Source organism: Synechococcus sp. BA-124 BA4, assembly GCF_034931165.1.
On sequence record NZ_JAYGIA010000065.1, the window covers coordinates 54,815 to 76,818 of the forward strand.

General features: G+C 65.2%; 21 protein-coding genes. 17 read left to right on the plus strand and 4 right to left on the minus strand.

The window, feature by feature from the left end; translation table 11 throughout:
- Positions 1-177 precede the first annotated feature (177 nt).
- The 3 genes from VB734_RS07395 to VB734_RS07405 are packed head-to-tail and all read left to right on the plus strand — an operon-like array spanning position 178 to position 2,564.
- Positions 178-1,149 (plus strand): protochlorophyllide reductase, encoded by a 972-nt coding sequence (locus tag VB734_RS07395; protein WP_322782661.1) that lies wholly within the window; start codon positions 178-180, stop codon positions 1,147-1,149.
- 13 nt (positions 1,150-1,162) lie between these two features.
- Positions 1,163-1,672 (plus strand): hypothetical protein, encoded by a 510-nt coding sequence (locus VB734_RS07400; protein ID WP_322781449.1) that lies wholly within the window; start codon positions 1,163-1,165, stop codon positions 1,670-1,672.
- Positions 1,673-1,676: 4 nt separating this feature from the next.
- Positions 1,677-2,564 carry a hypothetical protein gene (locus tag VB734_RS07405; RefSeq protein WP_322781448.1) on the plus strand — a complete coding sequence of 296 codons (888 nt, stop codon included), beginning with the start codon at positions 1,677-1,679 and terminating at the stop codon, positions 2,562-2,564.
- Positions 2,565-2,597: 33 nt separating this feature from the next.
- On the opposite strand, the gene bchL is transcribed toward VB734_RS07405, so the two are convergent.
- The 3 genes from bchL to VB734_RS07420 all read right to left on the minus strand — a co-directional run bounded on the left by bchL (position 2,598) and on the right by VB734_RS07420 (position 6,633).
- Entirely contained in the window at positions 2,598-3,524 is a 927-nt protein-coding gene (gene bchL / locus VB734_RS07410) for a ferredoxin:protochlorophyllide reductase (ATP-dependent) iron-sulfur ATP-binding protein (protein WP_322781447.1), read from the minus strand.
- Positions 3,525-3,784: 260 nt separating this feature from the next.
- Positions 3,785-5,389: a ferredoxin:protochlorophyllide reductase (ATP-dependent) subunit B gene (locus tag VB734_RS07415; RefSeq protein WP_322781446.1), complete on the minus strand. Its 1,605-nt coding sequence runs from the start codon at positions 5,387-5,389 to the stop codon at positions 3,785-3,787.
- Positions 5,380-6,633, minus strand: a complete 1,254-nt coding sequence (locus tag VB734_RS07420; protein WP_197164224.1) for a ferredoxin:protochlorophyllide reductase (ATP-dependent) subunit N — start codon at positions 6,631-6,633, stop codon at positions 5,380-5,382. The genes VB734_RS07415 and VB734_RS07420 overlap by 10 nt, the downstream gene beginning before the upstream one ends.
- A 272-nt stretch (positions 6,634-6,905) precedes the next feature.
- Between VB734_RS07420 and VB734_RS07425 the strand changes: the two genes are divergently transcribed.
- The 14 genes from VB734_RS07425 (at position 6,906) to cbbX (ending at position 20,936) form a co-directional block, all read left to right on the plus strand.
- Positions 6,906-7,217: a BMC domain-containing protein gene (locus VB734_RS07425; RefSeq protein WP_015107695.1), complete on the plus strand. Its 312-nt coding sequence runs from the start codon at positions 6,906-6,908 to the stop codon at positions 7,215-7,217.
- 70 nt (positions 7,218-7,287) lie between these two features.
- A complete protein-coding gene (locus tag VB734_RS07430) occupies positions 7,288-8,700 on the plus strand; it encodes a form I ribulose bisphosphate carboxylase large subunit (protein WP_094554451.1) in 1,413 nt (470 codons plus the stop codon).
- A gap of 92 nt (positions 8,701-8,792) precedes the next feature.
- The gene (locus VB734_RS07435; protein ID WP_006171064.1) at positions 8,793-9,134 is read left to right on the plus strand and encodes a ribulose bisphosphate carboxylase small subunit; all 342 of its coding nucleotides are present in this window, start codon (positions 8,793-8,795) and stop codon (positions 9,132-9,134) included.
- 158 nt (positions 9,135-9,292) lie between these two features.
- Complete coding sequence (locus VB734_RS07440) at positions 9,293-11,695, plus strand: CsoS2 family carboxysome shell protein (RefSeq protein ID WP_322781445.1); 2,403 nt, start codon at positions 9,293-9,295, stop codon at positions 11,693-11,695.
- Between the two features lie 38 nt (positions 11,696-11,733).
- A complete protein-coding gene (locus tag VB734_RS07445; RefSeq protein ID WP_322781444.1) occupies positions 11,734-13,299 on the plus strand; it encodes a carboxysome shell carbonic anhydrase in 1,566 nt (521 codons plus the stop codon).
- Position 13,300: 1 nt separating this feature from the next.
- Positions 13,301-13,585 carry a carboxysome peptide A gene (locus VB734_RS07450; RefSeq protein ID WP_197164219.1) on the plus strand — a complete coding sequence of 95 codons (285 nt, stop codon included), beginning with the start codon at positions 13,301-13,303 and terminating at the stop codon, positions 13,583-13,585.
- Positions 13,585-13,836, plus strand: coding sequence for a carboxysome peptide B (locus VB734_RS07455; RefSeq protein WP_197164217.1), 252 nt, complete (start codon positions 13,585-13,587; stop codon positions 13,834-13,836). Before VB734_RS07450 ends, VB734_RS07455 begins: the two co-directional genes overlap by 1 nt.
- A gap of 46 nt (positions 13,837-13,882) precedes the next feature.
- Entirely contained in the window at positions 13,883-14,503 is a 621-nt protein-coding gene (locus tag VB734_RS07460; RefSeq protein ID WP_322781443.1) for a BMC domain-containing protein, read from the plus strand.
- Between the two features lie 5 nt (positions 14,504-14,508).
- Positions 14,509-14,979 (plus strand): ferritin-like domain-containing protein, encoded by a 471-nt coding sequence (locus VB734_RS07465; RefSeq protein ID WP_322781442.1) that lies wholly within the window; start codon positions 14,509-14,511, stop codon positions 14,977-14,979.
- Positions 14,980-15,121: 142 nt separating this feature from the next.
- Complete coding sequence (locus tag VB734_RS07470) at positions 15,122-16,978, plus strand: NAD(P)H-quinone oxidoreductase subunit F (RefSeq protein ID WP_322781441.1); 1,857 nt, start codon at positions 15,122-15,124, stop codon at positions 16,976-16,978.
- 10 nt (positions 16,979-16,988) lie between these two features.
- Entirely contained in the window at positions 16,989-18,545 is a 1,557-nt protein-coding gene (locus VB734_RS07475) for an NADH-quinone oxidoreductase subunit M (protein ID WP_322781440.1), read from the plus strand.
- Positions 18,545-19,693, plus strand: a complete 1,149-nt coding sequence (locus tag VB734_RS07480) for a CO2 hydration protein (RefSeq protein ID WP_322781439.1) — start codon at positions 18,545-18,547, stop codon at positions 19,691-19,693. The genes VB734_RS07475 and VB734_RS07480 overlap by 1 nt, the downstream gene beginning before the upstream one ends.
- A 39-nt stretch (positions 19,694-19,732) precedes the next feature.
- Entirely contained in the window at positions 19,733-19,990 is a 258-nt protein-coding gene (locus tag VB734_RS07485) for a 4a-hydroxytetrahydrobiopterin dehydratase (RefSeq protein WP_322781438.1), read from the plus strand.
- Positions 19,991-19,994: 4 nt separating this feature from the next.
- A complete protein-coding gene (gene cbbX, locus VB734_RS07490; protein ID WP_322781437.1) occupies positions 19,995-20,936 on the plus strand; it encodes a CbbX protein in 942 nt (313 codons plus the stop codon).
- Positions 20,937-20,939: 3 nt separating this feature from the next.
- Here the strand turns inward: cbbX and dnaA are convergent.
- On the minus strand, positions 20,940-22,004 hold a 1,065-nt coding region (gene dnaA, locus VB734_RS07495; protein ID WP_323243230.1), incomplete at its 5' end, for a chromosomal replication initiator protein DnaA.

Here is a 22,004-nt window from a genome sequence, read left to right on the forward strand (position 1 = left end):
GCGAGGCCCGAGGGATGTCATCGGCTGCCTCGATTGAACGTGACCTTGTGTTGAACTTCCCTCCGCGGAGGGCACTGGTCCCGAGCCTTGTCCTTAGGTTGAGGCCCCCCGTACCGCCGCGCGCCGATGGCGTCAGCTTCCAGCGCTCCCACCCCGTCAAGCTCCTCCAGCCCCGGCATGGGCAACGGTGGCCAGAGCGGAACTGTGATGATCACCGGAGCCTCTTCCGGTGTGGGGCTGTACGCCGCCAAAGCCCTGGCCCGGCGGGGCTGGCATGTGGTGATGGCCTGCCGCGATCTGGCCAAGGCCAAGGCGGCAGCCAGTTCCCTGGGGATCCCTGAGAGCGCCCTCACCCACCTGCAGGTGGATCTGGGTGATCTCGAGAGTGTGCGCCGGCTGGTGAACGCCTTCCATGCCACCGGCCGCAGCCTTGACGCCCTGGTCTGCAATGCCGCCGTGTACAAACCACGGCTGAAGGAACCGGAACGCTCGCCTCAGGGCTACGAGATCTCGATGGCCACCAACCATCTGGGGCATTTCCTGCTGATCCAGGCCCTGCTCGAAGACCTGAAGAAGTCGAGCCATCCCTCTCGCAGACTGGTGATCCTTGGAACAGTCACGGCCAACTCAAAGGAGCTGGGCGGCAAGATTCCGATCCCCGCCCCCGCAGATCTGGGCGACCTCTCGGGCTTCGAGGCCGGTTTCAAGGCGCCGATCAGCATGGCCAACAGCAAGGCCTTCAAGCCCGGCAAGGCCTACAAGGACAGCAAGCTCTGCAACATGATCACCACCCAGGAGCTGCACCGTCGTCTGCACGACTCCACGGGGATCATCTTCAGCTCGCTGTATCCCGGCTGCGTGGCCGACACTCCCCTGTTCCGGAACACCCCGAGAGCCTTTCAGACCATCTTCCCCTGGTTCCAGAAGAACATCACCGGCGGGTATGTGAGCCAGGAGCTGGCCGGTGAGCGGGTGGCCCAGGTGGTGGCGGATCCGGCCTTCGCCGTGTCGGGCGCGCACTGGAGCTGGGGCAACCGCCAGAAGGCCAATGGTCAACAGTTCATCCAGGAACTTTCAGACAAGGCCAGCGATCCCGAGACTGCTGCCAGGACCTGGGAGCTGTCCATGAAACTCATCGGTCTCGCCTGAGGACATTGTGATGATGCCCCGTCCGCTTCGCTGGATTATTGGTCTTGTCCTGGCCGCCGGCCTTCTGGTGGGCGGTGTGCTGCTGCTGCCCTTCACCGACTGGTTGCCGGGAGGAACGGTCGCCGATGTGCCGTTGCAGCAGGTGGTGAACGGCACCAGCTTCAACCGGCTGTTCCCCCCTTCGGAGTCCGGATTGCGGGTCACGATGTCACAGGAGAAGCGGGGGTTCAGCGAGGCTCGTCTGAAAAAAGACGATCAGGTGATCGCTCTTCTGGCCATCTCCGACACGATCACCGCCCCTGAAGCCCGAGCCAAGTTCGAACAGACTCAGGAACGCCTGCAGGGCTGGCCGCTGGTTGAGCAGGGGCCCCATGCGAGTGCTCTGCTCGTGGCTGATCGCTTTCAGGTGAAGGTGATTGAGCAGGGCAGCGCCCTGGATGCCGATCATCGCCACGGCATTCTCGAAGCGTTTGATCTCCAGGGACTCGCCGCCCTCGGTTCTCCATCCCTCCCCCGCGCCTGAGTCCATGGGCACACCTGTTCTCACCCGCCTGGAGCGCCTGCCGCGACGGGGTCTCACCGTGCTCTCGCTCCAGGGGCTGAGCCTGCTGGTCCCCGGTGGCTGGACCAACATCACCAGTGCCGATGCCTTGATCGGGTCAGTGATCGGCAGCAACGATGCGACGTTGATCGCCCAGGTGCGGGCCCGGGCCGATCAACTCAGCCGGGCGCGCCATGAAGGCTATGGAAGGGCTCTGAGCGTCTACGACGCGGTCAACCGCTCCCAGCACGCCACGGCTGGTCTGCGGGTCCTGGCAGGGTTGAGCGCAGGCGTCCCCCTGCTCAAGCGCATAGCCGATCTCACGCCACCAGGAGACACGCTGCAGGCTGTGGATCTGGGACTGAAGGTGTCTGCCGAGCTGCTGGCCTTCACCCAGGTGAATGGTCTGCCAGGCGACAGCTTCGCTGACTTCGCCGCCGCTCTGGCCGACTACGGTTCGGAAGCACGGCTGCGAATGGCCGCCCTGGTCACCTTCGATGGTCTGCTGCCGCTGGGAGATCAGGCTCTGCAGCGCCTGGATGGACTGCTGGGGCAGGCGAGTACGAGCCAGTTGCGTCAGCTCCCGGCTTACCGGCGCATGGCCGGCCTGATGCCGGGCCGCAATGATCAGGCTCACCTTGCATTCCTGCGCCGTGGCGTGGAGCAGTGGGTTGGCTGGGCCGATGGACTCGTCTCACAGCTGGGGCTCAGTGGCCAGCGGGCCGTCCAGGCCCTGGAATCCACCCTCGGCCCCTGGCAAGGGCGGATGGATCAGCTGGCGGTGTTCCTGGATGCCTTCACCGACACCTACTCCCACACGGGCGTACAGGCGGTGGCCCGCCGCCTGGTGGAACGGGCCGCCGCCGAGATCTGAATCAGGAGTCGAGCCTCCCCTCCCGGGTGAGGTTCAGTCGAAGCCGAGCAGGTCGAAGATCTCACGATCCTTGAGTGATTCGGCCTCGAGGGGCTCCACGTCACTGAGCATCTTCTGCGCCAGGCTCAGATACTCCTGCTGAACGGCCTCCACTTCGGGGCTTGGTTCCATCTCGAAGATGGTGCACTTCTTCAAGCGGGAGCGGCGGATCGCATCCACCGTCTTGAAATGCGCCATGGTGCGCAGACCGGTGCGCTCATTGAAGCGGTCGATCTGATCGGTCTCCTCCGAGCGGTTGGCAATCACACCACCCAGGCGAACCTTGTAATTCTTGGCCTTGGCGTTGATGGCCTGCATGATCCGGTTCATCGCAAAGATCGAATCGAAATCATTGGCGGTGACGATCAGGCAGTAATGGGCATGTTGCAGAGGGGCCGCAAAACCACCACAGACCACATCACCGAGCACATCGAAGATCACGACATCCGTATCTTCAAGCAGATGGTGCTCCTTCAGCAACTTCACCGTCTGGCCGGTGACATAGCCACCACAACCGGTGCCGGCCGGTGGACCACCGGATTCCACACACATCACACCATTGAAGCCCTCAAACACGAAGTCTTCGGGGCGAAGTTCCTCGGTATGGAAGTCAACCGTTTCGAGGATATCGATCACCGTGGGCACCATCTTCTTGGTGAGGGTGAAGGTGCTGTCGTGCTTGGGATCGCAACCGATCTGAAGCACACGCTTGCCCAGCTTGGAGAACGCCGCGGAAAGGTTGGAGGAGGTGGTGGACTTGCCGATACCCCCTTTGCCATAGACGGCAATCACCAGGGCCCCCTCCTCGATGTTCATCGAGGCATCCTGGTGGACCTGGAGGCTTCCTTCACCGTCCTCATGGCTGGTGGCAGCAGCCTTGGCGGGAGCTGTTGCCTGCTTGGGCGGCAGAGTTGTGGTCATAACACGTCCTTGGCCGAGTCGACATCGGCATTGCCCATATCAAAGTGCAGCCGGGCAGGCAGATGCTGGCTCTGGCTCAAACCGAAACATCATGAAAATCAGGATCTTGAAATGCTCACCCAGGCCGAGCGATTGCCGATGAGCTTACCCTCGGCAATCACCCCAAGGGCGCGAGACCTGAGCCACTGGATTGGGTATAAACACTTACCAGCTTGGCCGGTCCTGACGCCTCAGGGCAATCACGGGGAAGTCCCAGCCGCTCAGCGGCTGAAGTGGGCCTTGGCTTCGTAAAGAGTTTCCTCTGTGATCTCCGCCACGCCACGTTCGTTAGCATAGGCCTCAGTGTTGCGTCGGACTTTCCCCCGCACGAAGAAGGGAATGCGTGAAAGTTCCGCTTCACCGGAAGTTGTCCAGCGCAAGGCTCCCCCTTCAGGAGTGGCCGAGAGCGGTGTGACCTCTGGTGTCCCATCGGCAGGGCCGGCGACGGCCGGGGCCGCCGGGGCCGAAGCACCTTCGAGATGGCTGAGATGACCGTCAACGAATTCGAAATCATGGCGGAACATCCCGATGAGGTGCTCCTCCAGACCCATCATCAGGGGGTGCACCCAGGAATCGAAGATCACATTGGCCCCCTCCCAGCCCATCTGCGGGGCATAGCGGGCGGGAACATCCTGCACGTGCAGCGGGGCGCTGATCACGGCACAGGGGATCCCCAGTCTCTTGGCACTGTGACGCTCCATCTGGGTGCCGAGCACAAGCTCCGGAGCCGCCTGGGCCATGGCCTGCTCCACCTCCAGATAGTCGTCGGAGATCAGAGCCTCGAGGTCGAGCTCCTTGGCGGCGGCGCGCACCTCACGGGCCTGCTCGCGGCTGTAGGTGCCCAGCCCCACCACCGTGAATCCCAGCTCCCGCGACGCGATCCGGGCCGCCGCGATCGCATGGGTGGCGTCGGCGAAAATGAACACCCGCTTACCGGTGAGGTAGGTGGAATCCACCGATTTCGAGTACCAGGGCAATCTGGAGCGCTGATCGGCCTCACGCAGTTCCGGCGGCTCCAGGCCAAGCAGAGCGCAGAGCTCTCGCAGAAACTGGGCTGTGGCTCCGATTCCGATCGGCACGGTGCGCACCACCGGTGTGCCGAAGCTGCGCTCCAGCCAGCTGCAGAGCGGGCCGGCCACCTCCGGATAGAGGCAGAGGTTGGCGTCCGCCTGCGGCAATCGCATCAGATCGGCCGGCCTGGCACCCAGGGGGGCCACCACATTGACGTCGATGCCGTGATCGGCGAGGAGGCCACGCAACTCGCGCACATCGTCGCGGCAGCGGAATCCCAGCAGGCTCGGACCCAGCAGATTCACGCGCGGACGACGACCCTCGGAGCGCCAGCGCTCGGGCTCCGGTTTGGCAGCTCCCGGGGCAGGCATCTGGGTCTTGAGCAGCCCGCGGCAGAGCTGGTAAAGGGTTTCAGCGGCCCCCCAGTTTTCCTTTTTGGAGTAAGCGGGCAATTCCAGGCTCACCACCGGAACACCCAGGCCCATGCCGCAGGCAAGGGATCCCGGTTGATCCTGGATCAGCTCTGCCGTGCAGCTTTCGCCCACCAGCAGGGCCTCCGGCTGGAAGCGATCCACGGCCTGCTGGATCGAGCGCTTCACCAGTTCGGCCGTGTCACCACCCAGATCGCGGGCCTGAAACGTGGTGTAGGTGACAGGGGGTCGGCGGTCCCGGCGCTCGATCATCGTGAACAGCAGATCGGCGTAGGTGTCGCCCTGGGGGGCATGCAGCACGTAGTGAACGCCCTCCATCGATGCAGCGATGCGCATGGCGCCCACATGGGGGGGGCCTTCGTAGGTCCAGAGGGTCAGTTCCATTGCAGCAGCTCGCGGCGGTTGAGGGGACGGGCGAACAGTTCAGCCAGGTCAGCGGCCTGATCGCAGCCATGGATCGGGCTGAAGACCAGCTCGATTGACCACTTGGTGGCGAAGCCTTCCGCTTCGAGCGGGTTGGCCAGACCCATGCCGCAGACGACCAGATCGGGGCGGCTGGCACGAACACGCTCCAGCTGCTTCTCCACATCCTGCCCTTCGCTGAGCTGGGTGCCCTCCGGCAGCAGGGGCAGTTCCTCGGCCATCAGCTGGCGGTCGAGGTAGGGGGTGCCCACCTCCACCAGTTCCATGCCGCATTCGCGGTGCAGAAAACGGGCCAGGGGAATTTCCAGCTGGGAATCCGGCAACAGGAACAGGCGCTTGCCTTCGAGTCTGCGGCGCAGGGGTTCCAGGGCGCGCCTGCCCCGCTCCGCCAGAGGGTCGAGCACCTCGGCCACGCGTCGGGGGTCAATGCCGAAGGCCGCCGCCGCCGCCGCCATCCAGGCACAGCTGCCCTCCACCCCCAGCGGGTAGGGGGCGGAGATGCGCTGGGCACCGCGACGCTCCAGAGCCCGTACCGTGTCAGCCACAAAGGGCTGGGCCAGCAGCAGGCGGGTGCCCTCTCCCACGGGTGGCAGGTCGGTGGACTGACGGGGCGGCAGGGTGCGCACCGTCTCGAGGCCCATCCGGGCAAACAGGGACAGGAAGCGCTCCTCCACCCCATCGGCGAGGGTGCCCACGATCAGCAGCTGGGGTTCAGGACTGGCGGGCAACAGGGGAACCAGGGAGGTCAGGGCTCCGTCCTCCCCCTGGGTGAAGGTGGTTTCGATGCCACTGCCGGAATAGTTCACAACTCTCACCCGGCCCAGCATGCGGGTGTTGATGCGCTCGGCGGCCTTGGCCAGATCGAGCTTGATCACCTCGGACGGGCAGGAGCCCACGAGAAACAGCGTGCGGATCTCGGGCCGCCGGGCCAGCAGATCGTTCACCACACGGTCGAGTTCCTCGTTGGCATCGGCCAGGCCCGCGAGGTCGCGCTCGCCAAGGATCGCTGTGCCGAAACGGGGTTCGGCGAAGATCATCACTCCAGCCGCCGACTGGATGAGATGGGCGCAGGTGCGGGAGCCCACCACCAGAAAGAAGGCATCAGGCATCCGCCGATGCAGCCAGACGATCGAGGTGAGGCCGCAGAACACCTCCCGCTGTCCGCTTTCGCGCAGCACGGGCGGCAGGGTGGACGTCAGGGCCATGGGCAGGAACCGGTGATCCATTACGGACTAGCCACCCCGGACGCAGAAACCCGTGGCTGTTGACAAGTCTTCGGGATCAGCGTCGCCGGGGAGCGGCAGGGGGCGCAGGAGCCTGGTCGTTACGCCGCTTAACACATATCGGCTCCGATGAGCAGGGCTTATGGGGCTCCCTACACACCGTGATCGATCAAACCCCCCGAATCGCTTGACGGGGGGGTATGCCGCCGAGCATGGTCCTTATCGAACCTCCCCACCCTTTTCCGGAGCAGGCAATGGCGAATGAAACCATGGGCATCGCCCTCGGCATGATCGAGACGCGCGGCCTCGTGCCGGCCATCGAAGCGGCCGACGCCATGACCAAGGCCGCCGAAGTGCGTCTGATCGGCCGTGAGTTCGTGGGTGGCGGCTACGTGACCGTCCTGGTGCGCGGCGAAACCGGTGCCGTGAACGCCGCAGTGCGTGCCGGTGCTGATGCCTGTGAGCGCGTGGGCGACGGCCTCGTGGCCGCCCACATCATTGCCCGCCCCCACCGTGAAGTGGAGCCGGCCCTGAACAGCAGCTTCGGTCTGGGTTCCAAGGACTGATGTCTGACGCGCCCCCGAGGGAGCGCAGCACCTTCATCTTTCCCACCCGACCAACAAGGAGATTTTCCCCATGAGCAAGAAGTACGACGCTGGGGTCAAGGAGTACAGGGACACGTACTGGACTCCCGACTACGTTCCCCTCGACACCGACCTGCTGGCCTGCTTCAAGGTCACCGGCCAGGAAGGCGTTCCCAAAGAGGAAGTGGCCGCTGCCGTGGCTGCCGAGTCCTCGACCGGCACCTGGTCCACCGTCTGGTCCGAGCTCCTCACCGACCTCGACTTCTACAAAGGCCGCTGCTACCGGATCGAAGACGTTCCCGGCGACAAGGAATCCTTCTACGCCTTCATCGCCTACCCGCTCGATCTGTTCGAAGAGGGTTCCATCACCAACGTGCTCACCTCCCTGGTGGGCAACGTCTTCGGCTTCAAGGCACTGCGCCACCTCCGTCTGGAAGACATCCGCTTCCCGATGGCCTTCATCAAGACCTGCCCTGGCCCGCCGAACGGCATCTGCGTCGAGCGCGACCGGATGAACAAGTACGGCCGTCCCCTGCTGGGCTGCACGATCAAGCCGAAGCTCGGCCTCTCCGGCAAGAACTACGGGCGGGTGGTGTATGAGTGCCTCCGCGGTGGTCTCGACTTCACCAAGGACGACGAGAACATCAACTCCCAGCCTTTCCAGCGCTGGCAGAACCGCTTCGAATTCGTTGCCGAAGCTGTGCAGCTGGCCCAGGAGGAAACCGGCGAGAAGAAGGGTCACTACCTCAACTGCACCGCCGCCACTCCCGAAGAGATGTACGAGCGGGCCGAGTTCGCCAAAGAACTGGGTCAGCCGATCATCATGCACGACTACATCACCGGCGGCTTCACGGCCAACACCGGTCTGTCGAAGTGGTGCCGCAAGAACGGCATGCTGCTGCACATTCACCGCGCCATGCACGCGGTGATCGACCGTCACCCCAAGCACGGCATCCACTTCCGCGTTCTCGCCAAGTGCCTGCGCCTCTCCGGTGGTGACCAGCTGCACACCGGCACCGTGGTCGGCAAGCTCGAAGGTGATCGCCAGACCACCCTCGGTTTCATCGACCAGTTGCGCGAATCCTTCGTCCCCGAAGACCGCAGCCGCGGCAATTTCTTCGATCAGGACTGGGGTTCGATGCCCGGCGTCTTCGCTGTGGCCTCCGGCGGCATCCACGTGTGGCACATGCCTGCACTGGTGGCGATCTTCGGCGACGATTCGGTGCTGCAGTTCGGTGGTGGTACCCACGGCCACCCCTGGGGCTCAGCCGCCGGTGCCGCCGCCAACCGGGTGGCCCTCGAAGCCTGTGTCAAGGCCCGCAACGCCGGTCGCGAGATCGAGAAGGAAAGCCGCGACATCCTCATGGAGGCCGCGAAGCACAGCCCCGAGCTCGCCATCGCGCTCGAGACCTGGAAGGAGATCAAGTTCGAGTTCGACACCGTCGACAAACTCGACGTCAACTGATCGGGGTTGATGACCAGCGGGGAAAGGGTTTTCTCCTTCCCCCGGTCACATCCGGTTTGCCTTCATTCACCTGATTCCCCTCAAGGATCCCCATGCCCTTCAAGAGCACCGTGGGTGACTACCAAACAGTCGCCACCCTGGAGACTTTCGGCTTCCTCCCGCCGATGACCCAGGACGAGATCTACGACCAGATCGCTTACATCATTGCCCAGGGATGGAGCCCCCTGGTCGAGCACGTCCACCCCAGCCGCTCCATGGCCACCTATTGGTCGTACTGGAAACTGCCCTTCTTCGGTGAGAAGGATCTGGGTGTGATCGTCAGTGAACTCGAGGCCTGCCACCGCGCCTACCCCGACCACCACGTACGTCTGGTCGGCTACGACGCCTACACCCAGAGCCAGGGTTCCTGCTTCGTGGTTTTCGAAGCACGCTGATCACCGCAGCAGGTTCCGGCCTAGTCCGGGACCTGCTGTCGTCCATCTTCATTCTTCCGACGGCGCGTGAAGGATTCGTGATTCGGCAGGCTCAGGGCCTTCCCATCACCAGTTCTTTCCAGTCGTCTCCTTCAAGGTTGTTTCTTCACAGGGCGGACATGGCATCTCAATCCAGTCGCGAAGCGGCCCTTGCGCGCCGGATGGCGCTCTCCACGGCCGGGAAAACGGCGGAGAAGAGGTATGCCAACAGTGCCAACCGCACCCGCAGCGCCGCTGAGGCCCGCCCCACCCGCTCGGTCGTGCCGGTGGCCCCTGCGGTCAGCCGCGAAGCCGAGGCACAGACCCGGCCGCTGTTCAGCAGCAGCAACGGACCCACCAGCGCACCCCGTCAGCTCAACCGTGCCGCCATCAGCAATCCCAGCCGGGATCTGGTCCTGGCCAGGCGTGAAGCCCTGAGCAAGCGGGGCAAACGGGCCGACACCAGCAAGGACCGCAGCCGTGATGGCAGCTCCGCGCGTGCCGTCGCCACCCCACCCCCTGCGCCCGTGAGCCCTGCTCCCCCCGCTGCCAGCCGTCCGACCCTGTCTCTGAGTGGCACACCCTCCAGTTCCCTCAGCGATCGCCGAAGCAACGGCAACCGGCCGACCGCCAAGCGGTCCGCCCAGTTCAACCCCAGCCGCGCCATCGTCATGGCCCGCCGGGAAGCCCTCTCCAAGCGCGGGAAGTCGGCATCCACCAACAGCTCCAGCGGCACCGCCGCCGTGGTGCGCCAGTCGAACCCCGACATCAGCAGCCGGGAACTGGCCCACCGCATCCGCGATCTCAAGAGCAAGAACGGGGCCGGGGCCCTGAGCCGCGGCACTGGGGTCACCCGCCCCACAGGCCCCCGGCGCGGGGCCAACAAGGTGGCCGGGGCCCAGGACGCCAGCTGGAAGGTGGGGGCCAGTGAAACACTGCGTGGCCAGGTGGTCACGGGCACCCAGGCCAACCGCTCCGAGAAGACAACCGGAAACGAGGCGAGCACCTGCCGCCCCATCACCGGCACCGAATACATGGGTGCGGAAATCTTCCGCAGCTTCTGTCAGAACGAGCCAGTAGCTCTCCAGCCTGACAAGGTCCGCGTCACGGCCACCAGCCACGGCAACCGTGTCACCGGCAATGAAGTGGGCCGCTCTGAAAAGGTCACTGGGGATGAACCCGGCACCTGCAAGTCCGTCACCGGCACCGAGTACATCTCCGCCAACCAGGCAACGGCCTACTGCGGTACCACCTCCGTCAGCCCCCGCAAGGTGGGCCTCAGCCAGACCGTGGCCGGACGGCCGGTGTCGGGTGTGATGGTGGGTCGCTCCGAGCGGGTCACCGGTGACGAGCATGGAGCCGGCATCCAGCCCACCGGCACTCAGTACGTGGGTTCCGATTCGATCAGCACACCCGGTCAGGCGCCCCCCAAGGTGGCCAGTGTCCAGACCCTGAGGGGCACAGGCATCACCGGCACCCTGGTGGGTCGCAGCGACAAGGTCACTGGGGATGAGCCCGGCTCGTGTCGCCGGGTCACCGGCGATGAGTACATCGGCAGCCAGCAGTATCAGAATTTCTGCGGCGGACGCCCGGAGCCCGAAGCTCCGAAGGTCGGCTTCAGCCTCACCAACAAGCAGCTCATCGTCTCAGGCACCAACACCGGACGCTCCTCCAAGGTCACCGGTGATGAGCCCGGCACCTGCAAGGCCGTCACCGGCACGCCCTACGCCGGCCTGGAACAGGCCAGCGCCTGGTGTGATTCCTCGGCGGTACGCAGCATCCGCCAGCGCACTCCAGCCCACGGCGGCACACCCGGACACCGCATGAGTGGCTTGCAACCCGGCATCGGCGGGGTGATGACCGGTGCCTCCAAGGGTGCCTGTGAGCCCATCTCCGGCACCCCCTACGTGGGCGTCGATCAATACAACGAAGCCTGCAGCGCAGCCCAGGGCCACGAAGCCGATTTTCCTCAGCCGCTGGAATCCCAGCCCTGGCAGGAGTTCAGCGTGCAATCCCCCGCACGGGCTGCCCATCAGCAGCGCGAGCGCAGCTCTGCCGTCACCGGCACCCGCTACGAAACCAGCGCCAGGATCACCGGCCCTTTTGATCTGGCCGGTGGCAAGGTCACCGGCACCGAGCATGCACGCTTCGACCATCGCGGCCCTGAGCCCCAGCCGCTCCCTCCGGTGCGGCGTCAGACCTCCGTGCTGCCCCCCCGCCCCCAGGCCGTGGCACCGATGGCCAGTGCTCCAGTCAGCGTCGACGAAGAGGTGCGGCCCACCAGCCGCGTCACCGGTGAAGGCATCTCCGCCGGCCTGAACATCACGGGCGACGACTGGGACAGGGGCAAGCGCGTCACCGGCACTGAGGGTGCCTCGGCCCGCCGCCGCAATCCCACCCGCACGGGTCCGATGTCGGCGATGGCGACCATCCCCCTCAAGCGCAATGAAGAGGTGATGCAGCCGGTCAGCCGCGTGACAGGCTCAAGCGGCAACACCGACAAGGGCTCACTGATCACCGTCTCCGGCGGCGCCCGAGGCTGATGTTCTCCACCTGTCCCGCCCTGTTGCAGCACTGAACCTTGCCCCGCCCCCGCCGCTACGGCTCCGCCGAGAGGCCCCTGGCTCCAACGGCCCCAGCACGCCGTCCCTCATCCTCCTGCTCCCCTTTCTCCGGCACTAAACGGGGACGAGCCGGCCGATTCAACACGACCCTGGATCAGCACCCGCTCACCGATCCAGCGGCCAACGAACGCCTCCAGGCCTATGACAGCCAGGTGAAGCGGTCGTTCGATCGCATCGTGCCGGTGCTCAAGCGGCTCTCGGCCCTGCAACACGACGACGACTTCGTGGAGCAGGCCCAGCGCCATGCCATCAGGGAGCTCGGCCATGGGTTGCCTCCAACGATCCTGGAATCGGCCTGGGTCAGCCAGCTGGACATGCGCAGCCTGTTCGCCTGGTGCCTGTTCGAGGCCTATGAGCAAGTCAGCGCCAGCTTCTTCCGCGACGATCCGCTCCAGGGTCAGGAGGGAAGCGAGAGCGCCGAGGCCTTCAATGCCTTCCTGCTGTCCTGCGGTTTCCATCTCCTGGATGTGAGCCCCTGCGCCGATGGCCGTCTGGCCCACGCGATCGCCTACGCCCTGCGCCTCCCCTTCGGATCCGTGCGTCGCAGGCCCCATGCCGGCGCGATGTTCGACGTGGAGAACACCGTCGACCGTTGGGTGCGCACCGAACATCTCCGCTACAGAGAGTCCCGTCCCAACGGCGCCCATGAGCCCACCCGCTACCTCAAGGTGGTGGTGTATCACTTCAGCTCACGGGACCCCGGGCACGAGGGATGTGCGGCCCATGGCTCCAACGATGCCGCCGCCGCCGCCGGGGGACTGCGCCGTCTGCAGGAGTTCCAGCAGGCGGTCGAGAACAGTTTCTGCTGCGGGGCTTCGGTCGACCTGCTGCTGATCGGGCTTGACACCGACACCGACGCCATCCGGGTTCACGTCCCTGATGTCCACGGCCATACCGATTTGGAGCGCTGGCTCGATGCCCTGGATGTCTACGCCGCCACCCGGGATCTGACCGCCGAGGCCGCCAGGGATCAGGTGCTTGCCCTGGTGCTGGACGCCCGCTCAGGCGAGGGGGACGCGGTCGCTGACAGAGCCGTGGATCCGGGAATGGCACGGCTGATCGCCCGCCTGATCGAGCACAACCTGTCCCAGATCGATTTCGTGCGTACCTATCACGATGGCGCCTATGCCGATGCAGGCCACGCCGAACGCTTCATCGGTGTCGGCATCGGCTTCAAGGAGATTCATCTGCGGAATCTCACTTACTTCGCCCACATGGACACGGTCGAAGAAGGGGCCGCCGATCTCGATGTGGGTGTCAAGATCTTCAAGGGTCTGAACGTCTCCCGCGGACTTCCAATCCCGGTGGTGATCCGTTTCGATTACCACGGCAGTGTGCCCGGGGCCCGGGAACGGGCTGTGCTCTATTGCCGGCGGACAGAGGACGCCATCCGCAGCCGCTATCCCGATCTGGTGAACAGTGGCCTGTTGCACACGTTGCTGAGCGTGCGCGATCGCGACCGGCACGTGCCCGCAGAAACGGTCGGGTCGTCGATCAAGCTGGAATCAGCCGGAGGCCATTGAGATGCTGATCTGCAAAGTTCTCAAGCCCCTGGTCTCCACCAACCGGATCCCCGAATTCGAGCACAAGCACCTGCAGGTCGTGCTGGATGGCAGTTCCCAGAAAGTGGCCGTCGATGCCGTGGGCTGCATCCCCGGCGACTGGGTGATCTGTGTGGGCAGCTCAGCAGCCCGTGAAGCCGCCGGCAGCAAGTCCTACCCCAGCGACCTCACCATCGTGGGGATCATCGACCACTGGGATCCAGATGCCGGAAAACCGGATCCGCCGCCGAGCGCTGGTGCAGCCTGATGGAAATCATGCAAGTCACCGGCTCTCTGGTCTGCAGCCAACGGGTGGAAGGCCTTCTCCACTGGCAGCTGCGCATTCTGCGCTCCACCAAAGGCAAGTTGATGGTGGCCGTCGACCCGGTCGGTGCCGCACCCGGTAACTGGGTGTTCACCGCCAGCGGCTCCGCCGCCCGCTTCGCCACCGGCATCCCCGACACCCAGACCGACCTGACGATTGCTGGGATCATTGATCTCTGGGATCCAGACGGTTGATCCCTTCTCCCTCACCCTTCTCTCCCCCGTCCGCCCAGCTCGATCCATGGCCACACCCTCCTCCCGCCAACCTTCCTCCCGGCGCAGCAGCGCCAGCAGTGGTGTGAGCCGAGCTGTCAGCGCCAAGGCCCTTCCCGCCTCGGCCACCACCCCCACCCCCTCCCCTGCGGACAAACCCGTGGACCCGCCTCCAGCCCCAGGTCCATCCGCATCCAGTGGCAGCAGCCCTGCCGCCACCACCGCCCCGGCGGCCGCCAGCCCTCCGGCCAAGGCCAGCAGCAGCACCTCAGCAGCAGCCACCCGTGGCCGCTCCGGTGGTCTCACCCCTCCTTCCAATTCCTCCTCCTCCTCCAAAGCCATGGCTTCGACCCCGCACGGCATTGCTCTCGGCATGATCGAAACCCGCGGCCTCGTCCCCGCCATCGAGGCGGCTGACGCCATGACCAAGGCCGCCGAAGTGACGATGATCTCCCGTGAATTCGTGGGCGGCGGCTACGTGACCGTGATGGTCCGCGGTGAAACCGGTGCCGTCAATGCCGCGGTGCGCGCCGGGGCCGATGCCTGCGAGCGCGTCGGCGACGGACTGGTGGCTGCCCACATCATTGCCCGCCCCCACAGCGAGCTGGAACCGATCCTCGCGTTCAGTGGCGCTGAGCGCAGGAGCTGATGACCATGGAGACCGTTCACCCTCGGGTGCTGGGCTACCTGGGAAGGGCACTGAGCCTGGAACTCTCCGCGGTTCAGCAGTACATGACCCAGGCCTCCCTGCTCGCCCTCTGGGGCGATGACGGCTCCGCAGACCGGTTCCGCCAGGAAACGGTCGAGGAGATGCAACATGCCGAGCGCCTGGTGCAGCAGATGCTCCGCCTGGGTGTGGCTCCAGCCGCGTCCCAGCTGAAGCCGGTGAGCATCGCCCGCGATCTGCTCGGGTTGCTTCGCCTGAATATCCACCTGGAGGACGAACTGATCCGGCTCTACGCCGAGGCCAACCGCTTCTGCCTGCTGGTGAGTGACCAGGCCAATGCCCACTTCTTCCACGCCCTGTGGCAGGAGGAAGCCCAGCACGGAGAGGAGCTGGAGGCCTGGGTGCAGGATCTGACCGGACTGGAGCGGTCTCTGGCCTCCCAGCGCGTCACCTTCTGAGCGTGATCGGAACCCCGGCATTCCGGCGGTCAGTCAGGCCTGGCTGGGTCCTGCCTGAGTGATCTGCACGACGAAGCGTGCCGGAGTTGGATTCCGCCCGCGTCCTGACTTTGAATTGACCGCCACCTGAGCCCTGCTTTCCTTGCCCACGGCCCTTCCCCTGCCGATCCAGCTGGTCTGGCTGATCCCGCTCTATGGGTTCAGCGGCATGGTGCTGTCGCTGCCGTGGGCAGCGGGCTGGATCAAACGCAACGGGCCGCGACCGGCGGCTTACCTGAACCTGCTCGTCACGCTGGCGGCCGTGGCCCACGGCAGCTGGGTCCTCCAGCAGGTGTGGCAGCTCGGCCCCCAGCACCTGGAATTCGCCTGGTTTCGCGCTGCTGATCTGAACCTGCGCATCGGCTTCGACCTCTCGCTCACCAACCTGGCGGCGCTCGAACTGGTCACCGTCCTGAGCCTGCTCGGTCAGGTGTATGCGCTCGGCTACCTCGACAAGGAATGGTCGCTGGCACGCTTCTACGCCTTGGTGGGCTTCTTCGAAGGGGCCCTGGCGGGGGTTGTGCTCAGCAGCAGCCTGTTCATGAGCTATTTCCTGCTGGAGATGCTCACCCTCTCCACCTACCTGCTGGTGGGCTTCTGGTACGCCCAGCCCCTGGTGGTCACCGCCGCCCGCGATGCCTTCCTCACCAAGCGGGTGGGCGACGTGCTGCTGCTGATGGGCATGGTGGCCCTTTCGGCCTGGGCGGGCTCGATGGAGTTCGACGACCTGTACGCCTGGGCATCCGAAGCCCACGCCGGTGGTGCCCTCACGCCCCTGGCCGGCACCCTGCTGGGGCTTGGGCTGATCGCCGGACCGATGGGCAAGTGCGCCCAGTTCCCGATGCACCTCTGGCTCGATGAGGCGATGGAGGGGCCGAACCCGGCCTCGATCCTGCGTAACTCGGTGGTGGTCACCGCCGGCGCCCTGGTGCTGCTGAAGGTGATGCCGCTGCTGCGCTTCTCGCCCGTGGCGGTGACCGTGCTGCTGGTGGTGGGCACCATCAGCGCCCTCGCCGGCGCGCTGGTGGCGATCGCCCAGGTGGACATCAAGAGGGCCTTCTCCTACTCCACCACGTCCTATCTGGGTCTGGTGTTCATCGCCATCGCTCTGCAACAGCCGGCGATCGCCCTGCTGCTGCTGTTCGCCCACGGCCTGGCCAAGGCCCTCCTGTTCATGAGCGTGGGCAGCATCATCGCCACCACCAACTGCCAGGACCTCACCGAACTGGGAGGCCTCGGCTCACGCATGCCGGCCACCACCACGGCCTTCCTGGTGGGCGGCGCAGGCCTGGTGGGCCTGCTTCCCCTGGGCTGTTTCTGGTGTTTCGGGCTGATGGTCGACACCCTTGTTCACCAGGCACCGTTCTTCGCCGCCGTCTGTCTGCTCACCAACGGCCTGGCGGCCTTCAACCTCACCCGCGTGTACCGCCAGGTGTTCCTTGGCCCGCCGATGCCCAAAACCAAGCGTGCCCCCGAGGTGAACTGGCTGATGGCCCTGCCGATGGTGAGCCTCACGGTGCTGGTGGTTCTGATGCCGGCGCTGATGAGCCGGCTCGATCCGGTGCCGGGTCTGAGCTCCTTCTCGTTGACCACGGCCCTTGCCGTGACGGCCTCCGGCCTGGTCGGCGTGGCCGCTGGCGCCGTCGTTCAGCTGAACAAGCTCTGGTCGCGCTCGATGATCCAGCCGTTGCGGGTGCTTCAGGACCTGCTCGCCTTCGACTTCTACACCGAGCGCATCTACCGCGTCACGATCGTGGCTGCGGTGGCTGCGCTGGCGCGGCTCAGCGACTGGATCGACCGCACCCTGGTGAATGGTCTCGTCAACGGCATCGGCCGGCTCTCACTGGCCAGCGCCGAGGGACTGAAGCTGAGCGTTTCCGGCCAGCTGCAGACCTACGTGCTCACGGTCGTGATGGCGATCGTGCTGCTGCTCACATCCCTGCAGTGGCTGCAGCGATGAGGAAGCCACCATGCTGAGCCTGCTGCTGCTGATCCCCTTCGCCGGGGCCCTGGTGCTGGTGCTCTGGCCCGGCCAGCTCCCCCCGGGGAGGTTGCGGGCGATCGCGATCGTCATGCTGGCCCTGCAACTGGCCTGGAGCCTGGTGGTGCTGGCCCACTTCGATCCAGCCAGCAGCGGCATGCAGCTGCAGGAATCGCACCACTGGGTGGCCAGCATCGGGCTCGATTACAAGCTCGGCGTCGACGGCCTGTCGCTGCCGCTGGTGCTGATCAATGGCGCCCTGACGCTGGTCTCGGCGATCTGCACGCGCGACATCAGTCAGCGGCCGCGTGTCTATTTCGCCCTGCTGCTGTTGATCAGCGGCGCGGTCAACGGCGCTTTTCTGGCCGAGAACCTGCTGCTCTTCTTCCTCTTCTATGAGCTCGAACTGATCCCGCTCTGGTTGCTGATCGGCATCTGGGGAGGTGCCAACCGGGCCTACGCGGCCACCAAGTTCCTGATCTTCACGGCGGTCTCCGGGATGCTCATCCTGGGGGCCTTCCTGGGCCTGGCTCTGTTCACGGGCAGTGTGGATTTCAGTCTCACTCCGATCAGCAGCGAACAGCTGGCACTCGGCAGCCAGCTGGTGCTGCTGGGAGCGCTGCTGGTGGGCTTCGGCATCAAGGTGCCGCTCTTTCCCTTCCACAACTGGCTGCCTGATGCCCACACCCAGGCCTCCACACCGGTCTCGGTGCTGCTGGCTGGAGTGCTGCTGAAGCTGGGTACCTACGGCATGCTGCGGTTCTGCCTGGGACTCTTCCCGGAGGCCTGGGCGGTGCTGGCGCCGGGCCTGGCGATCTGGGCGGCGGTGTCGGTGCTGTTCGGATCGCTGGCGGCCATCGCCCAGAAGGACATGAAACGGATGGTGGCCTACAGCTCGGTGGGCCACATGGGCTACATCCTGCTGGCGGGGGCGGCGGCCACGCCTGTGGCGATCCTCGGGGCGGTGTTCCAGATGGTCAGCCATGGCCTGATTTCGGCGCTGCTGTTCCTGCTGGTGGGGATCGTGTACCGCAAGACCGGTACCCGCGATCTGACGGTGCTGCACGGCCTGCTCAACCCCGAGCGTGGGCTGCCGTTCACCGGTACGCTGATGATTCTGGCTGTGATGGCCAGCGCCGGCATGCCCGGCATGTCGGGGTTCATCTCCGAGTTCATGGTGTTCCGAGGCAGCATCACCGCCTACCCGCTCGCCACCCTGCTGGGCATGGTGGGCTCGGGTCTGACAGCGGTGTATTTCCTGCTGCTGGTGAACCGGGCTTTCTTCGGGCGACTGGCGATCACACCACCCGTAGATCCTGTGCTGCACCAGCGCCTTGATGTGCGCCTGGCGGGGGTGGCGCCGCGGGAAACGATTCCGGCCATGGGGCTGGCGGTGGCGGTGGTGGTGATCGGTCTGCTGCCGTCAGGCCTGGGCCGGTTGAGTGAGAGCACAAGCACGGCGATCGCCCAGCTGCCTGCCCTGGTGTCAGCCCTGCAGTCGTCGGTGCTGCAGCTCACGACCCTGCCGGGTGGGGGGCTGGGCTGATGCCGATCATCCCAGCCGAGCTTGTGTACAGCGGCGGCATGCCCAGCGCCGCCGAACTGGACGAGAAGCTGCTCGCCGGCGAGACCCTGCTGGCGAACACACCCGACCACCTGATCGAGGTGGTGGATGTACTCAAGAGCTACGGCGAGGTGCTCGATGCCTACAGCACCAACCTGATCTACCAGGCCGAGAAGCAGTTCCTGCTGCCCTTCCCGCTGTTCAAGTACCTCGATGGCCACAACAGCCCGACCAGGATCTGGCGCCACCTGAACCACGACAGGATCAACTTCGAGTACGCCGAATACTGCATGAAGGCGATGCTCTGGCATGGTACCGGCGGCCTTGATGCCTACCTGGATTCGGACGCCTTTGCCGAGAACTGCGCCGCGATCATCCGCCGCAAGACACGCCGTGATCCACTGCTGGCGGTGCTCCATCCCCTCTTTCCGGGCTTCCTGATCGAGCTGATCCGCGCAGCGGCCACCACCCACGCCCTCGGTCAGTTCTGGCGGGTGATGAGCGATCTGTTCCTCGATCTGGCCCGCGCCGAGAGCGATGGTCGCGTGGGCTCGATCGATGCCGTGGTGGAGTTCATCAAGGATGGCCTGGTGGCCGCCGCCGCCAACCCGATCACCTACGGCGTGGACGTGACCGGCGAGCACCTCTGGGTGCTGCCGCCGGAGGCCGGGCTCACCTTCCTGGTGGATGTGGCCGTGCCCTACGTGGAAGCGGTGTTCCTGCGGGGCATGCCGTTCCTGGGCACGGTGAGCTTCAACGCCCAGGCCCACCAGATCTCGCCGGATCAGGCCCAGTTCGCCTATGGCGCCCTCTACGCCGACCCACTGCCGAGCATGGGGGCGGGCATTCCGCCCAGCCTGCTGATGCAGGACATGTACCGCCACCTGCCGGAGCGGTTGCACAGCTGGTATCACCAGCGCACCCGGGGTGAGGGCGATGTGCGCGTGAAGATCTGCATGAGCTTCCAGAAGTCGATGTTCTGTGTGACCAATGCCGCCATCCGCGGCACCTTCCCCCATCAGCTCAGCAGCACCGATCCGGCCGAGCAGGCGGCCAACCGGGCCTATGCCGCCGCCTGGTCCAGTCGACTGGCTGTGGCCCGCACCGATTGCCTCGATCCCAGCAGCTGAGCCAGGGGCCGTACCCATCGTCTGATCTAGCCTCAACACATGGACCAGCCCTGGACGCCGCGCCCCAAACCCGAGCAGGCCGACCGGCTCGAGCGGCGCATCGAGTTCGAGGATTACGCCAGCAACCGCGCCTTCCTCGATCGCCTCAACGACTTCTGTGAGCAGCAGGGGCGCTTCCCCGATCTGAGCTTCGGGAGCACTTACGTGAACATCACGCTGCGGCCCGCCAACGACGACACCCCGATCGCCGCCGCCGATCACGACTTCGCCGCGGGCATCGATGACCTCCTCGCCTGATTCCATGGCTACCGAGGCCGAAGGCTCCGTGACGGAGAACCTCGATACCCCGGTGAACCTGGAGGCGGCCTATGAAGCCGCCAATGTTCAGGAGGTGCTCAACCAGCTCGATACCGAGCTGATCGGCCTGCGCCCGGTGAAGACCAGAATCCGTGAGATCGCCGCGCTGCTCGTGGTGGAGCGGGCCCGCAAGCAGGTGGGCCTGACCACGGCGGCCCCGAGCCTGCACATGTCGTTCACCGGCCGGCCGGGCACTGGCAAGACCACGGTGGCCGAGCGCATGTCCGAGATCCTGCACCGGCTGGGATACGTACGCAAGGGACATCTCGTCACCGCCACCCGTGATGATCTGGTGGGTCAGTACATCGGCCACACGGCGCCCAAGACCCGAGAAATGCTCAAGAAAGCGATGGGTGGGGTGCTGTTCATCGATGAAGCCTACTACCTCTACAAGCCCGAAAATGAACGGGATTATGGCGCCGAAGCCATCGAGATCCTGCTGCAGGTCATGGAGAATAATCGCGACGATCTGGTGGTCATTTTTGCAGGTTACAAGGATAAGATGGATATTTTTTACCAATCGAATCCAGGCCTCTCCTCACGGGTTGCCAACCACATCGACTTTCCTGATTATACCGCCGGTGAGCTGCTGGCCATCGCCCAACTGATCATGGCATCCGAGAGCTACCGCTTCGGCGAAGACGCCAAGGCCGCCTTCTACGAATACATCCAGCGGCGCATGCAGCTGCCCTTCTTCGCCAATGCCCGGTCGATCCGCAATGCCATCGACCGGGCGCGCATGCGTCAGGCCAACCGGCTGTTCAACCACATGGGGCGTGGCCTCACCAAGCTGGATCTGATCACGATCCAGGCCGAGGACATCACCGCCAGCCGAGTCTTCAAGGGGGAAGTCGAAGGTCTCGACCCCGGCCTGCCGCTGACCTGAAGGTCAGCGCCGGCGGCGGCTGTCGATCTGGAGCAGATCCCGCACCTGCTGCAACTGGCGGGCCAGGGAGGGATCGATCGCCAGCTTCTTCTCAATCTGCTCAACGGCGTACATCACGGTGCTGTGGTCCTTGCCGCCGAAGACATCACCGATGCGGGGGAGACTCAGGTCAGTGCTCTGACGCAGCAGGTACATGCCCACCTGACGCGCCTGGCTCACCGCCCGTTTGCGGCTGCTGCTGCGCATCTCCTCCCCGCTCACCCCGAACACCTCCGCCACCTTCTCCACCACCTGCTGGGGGGTGACCTGCACCTCGTTGCCCACCGGATCGAGCATCGGCGCCACCGATTCCACCGTCATCGGCAGACCGGTGATCGAGGCAAAGGCCACCGCCCGCGTCAGGGCACCCTCCAGTTCACGGATGTTTGATGTGAAGCGACCGGCCAGGTACTGGATCAGATCACGGGGGAGGGCCATGCGTTCCTGCTCAGCCTTCTTGTGCAGAATCGCCATGCGCGTCTCGAGATCAGGCGCCTGGATGTCAGCGATCAGTCCCATGGAGAAGCGGGAGATCAGCCGCTCCTGCAGCCGCGGAATCTGGCTGGGGGGGCGGTCGCTGGCGATCACGATCTGGCGGCCGGCCTCATGCAGGGCATTGAAGGTGTGGAAGAACTCTTCCTGGGTGTATTCCTTACCCTCGATGAACTGAATGTCGTCCACCAGAATGAGATCGGCGGCACGGTACCGGTCTCGGAACTTCTGCATGCCGTCCTTGCGGATGGCCTGGATCAGGTCGTTGGTGAAGGTTTCTGTGGACACATAGAAGACCCTGGCCTCCGGGTCGATCTCCAGGCGGTAATGACCGATCGCCTGCATCAGGTGGGTCTTACCCAGGCCGACGCCGCCGCAGAGGAAGAGCGGATTGAACTCCCGTCCGGGGGCCTCGGCCACCGCCAGGGCCGCCGCGTGGGCCATGCGGCTGTTCGGCCCCACCACGAAGCGGTTGAAGACGTAGCGGGGGTTGAGTCCCGGAGCCGGCCTGCGCGGCGTCTCGCCGCTGGCGGTGGG

What these genes read in the sequence shown, in the direction of transcription:
- VB734_RS07395 (WP_322782661.1), top strand. Translation starts at nt 178, where the DNA reads ATGGGCAACGGTGGCCAGAGCGGAACTGTGATGATCACCGGAGCCTCT.
- VB734_RS07400 (WP_322781449.1), top strand. Translation starts at nt 1,163, where the DNA reads ATGCCCCGTCCGCTTCGCTGGATTATTGGTCTTGTCCTGGCCGCCGGC.
- VB734_RS07405 (WP_322781448.1), top strand. Translation starts at nt 1,677, where the DNA reads ATGGGCACACCTGTTCTCACCCGCCTGGAGCGCCTGCCGCGACGGGGT.
- bchL (WP_322781447.1), bottom strand. Translation starts at nt 3,524, where the DNA reads ATGACCACAACTCTGCCGCCCAAGCAGGCAACAGCTCCCGCCAAGGCT.
- VB734_RS07415 (WP_322781446.1), bottom strand. Translation starts at nt 5,389, where the DNA reads ATGGAACTGACCCTCTGGACCTACGAAGGCCCCCCCCATGTGGGCGCC.
- VB734_RS07420 (WP_197164224.1), bottom strand. Translation starts at nt 6,633, where the DNA reads ATGGCCCTGACGTCCACCCTGCCGCCCGTGCTGCGCGAAAGCGGACAG.
- VB734_RS07425 (WP_015107695.1), top strand. Translation starts at nt 6,906, where the DNA reads ATGGCGAATGAAACCATGGGCATCGCCCTCGGCATGATCGAGACGCGC.
- VB734_RS07430 (WP_094554451.1), top strand. Translation starts at nt 7,288, where the DNA reads ATGAGCAAGAAGTACGACGCTGGGGTCAAGGAGTACAGGGACACGTAC.
- VB734_RS07435 (WP_006171064.1), top strand. Translation starts at nt 8,793, where the DNA reads ATGCCCTTCAAGAGCACCGTGGGTGACTACCAAACAGTCGCCACCCTG.
- VB734_RS07440 (WP_322781445.1), top strand. Translation starts at nt 9,293, where the DNA reads ATGGCATCTCAATCCAGTCGCGAAGCGGCCCTTGCGCGCCGGATGGCG.
- VB734_RS07450 (WP_197164219.1), top strand. Translation starts at nt 13,301, where the DNA reads ATGCTGATCTGCAAAGTTCTCAAGCCCCTGGTCTCCACCAACCGGATC.
- VB734_RS07455 (WP_197164217.1), top strand. Translation starts at nt 13,585, where the DNA reads ATGGAAATCATGCAAGTCACCGGCTCTCTGGTCTGCAGCCAACGGGTG.
- VB734_RS07460 (WP_322781443.1), top strand. Translation starts at nt 13,883, where the DNA reads ATGGCCACACCCTCCTCCCGCCAACCTTCCTCCCGGCGCAGCAGCGCC.
- VB734_RS07465 (WP_322781442.1), top strand. Translation starts at nt 14,509, where the DNA reads ATGGAGACCGTTCACCCTCGGGTGCTGGGCTACCTGGGAAGGGCACTG.
- VB734_RS07475 (WP_322781440.1), top strand. Translation starts at nt 16,989, where the DNA reads ATGCTGAGCCTGCTGCTGCTGATCCCCTTCGCCGGGGCCCTGGTGCTG.
- VB734_RS07480 (WP_322781439.1), top strand. Translation starts at nt 18,545, where the DNA reads ATGCCGATCATCCCAGCCGAGCTTGTGTACAGCGGCGGCATGCCCAGC.
- VB734_RS07485 (WP_322781438.1), top strand. Translation starts at nt 19,733, where the DNA reads ATGGACCAGCCCTGGACGCCGCGCCCCAAACCCGAGCAGGCCGACCGG.
- cbbX (WP_322781437.1), top strand. Translation starts at nt 19,995, where the DNA reads ATGGCTACCGAGGCCGAAGGCTCCGTGACGGAGAACCTCGATACCCCG.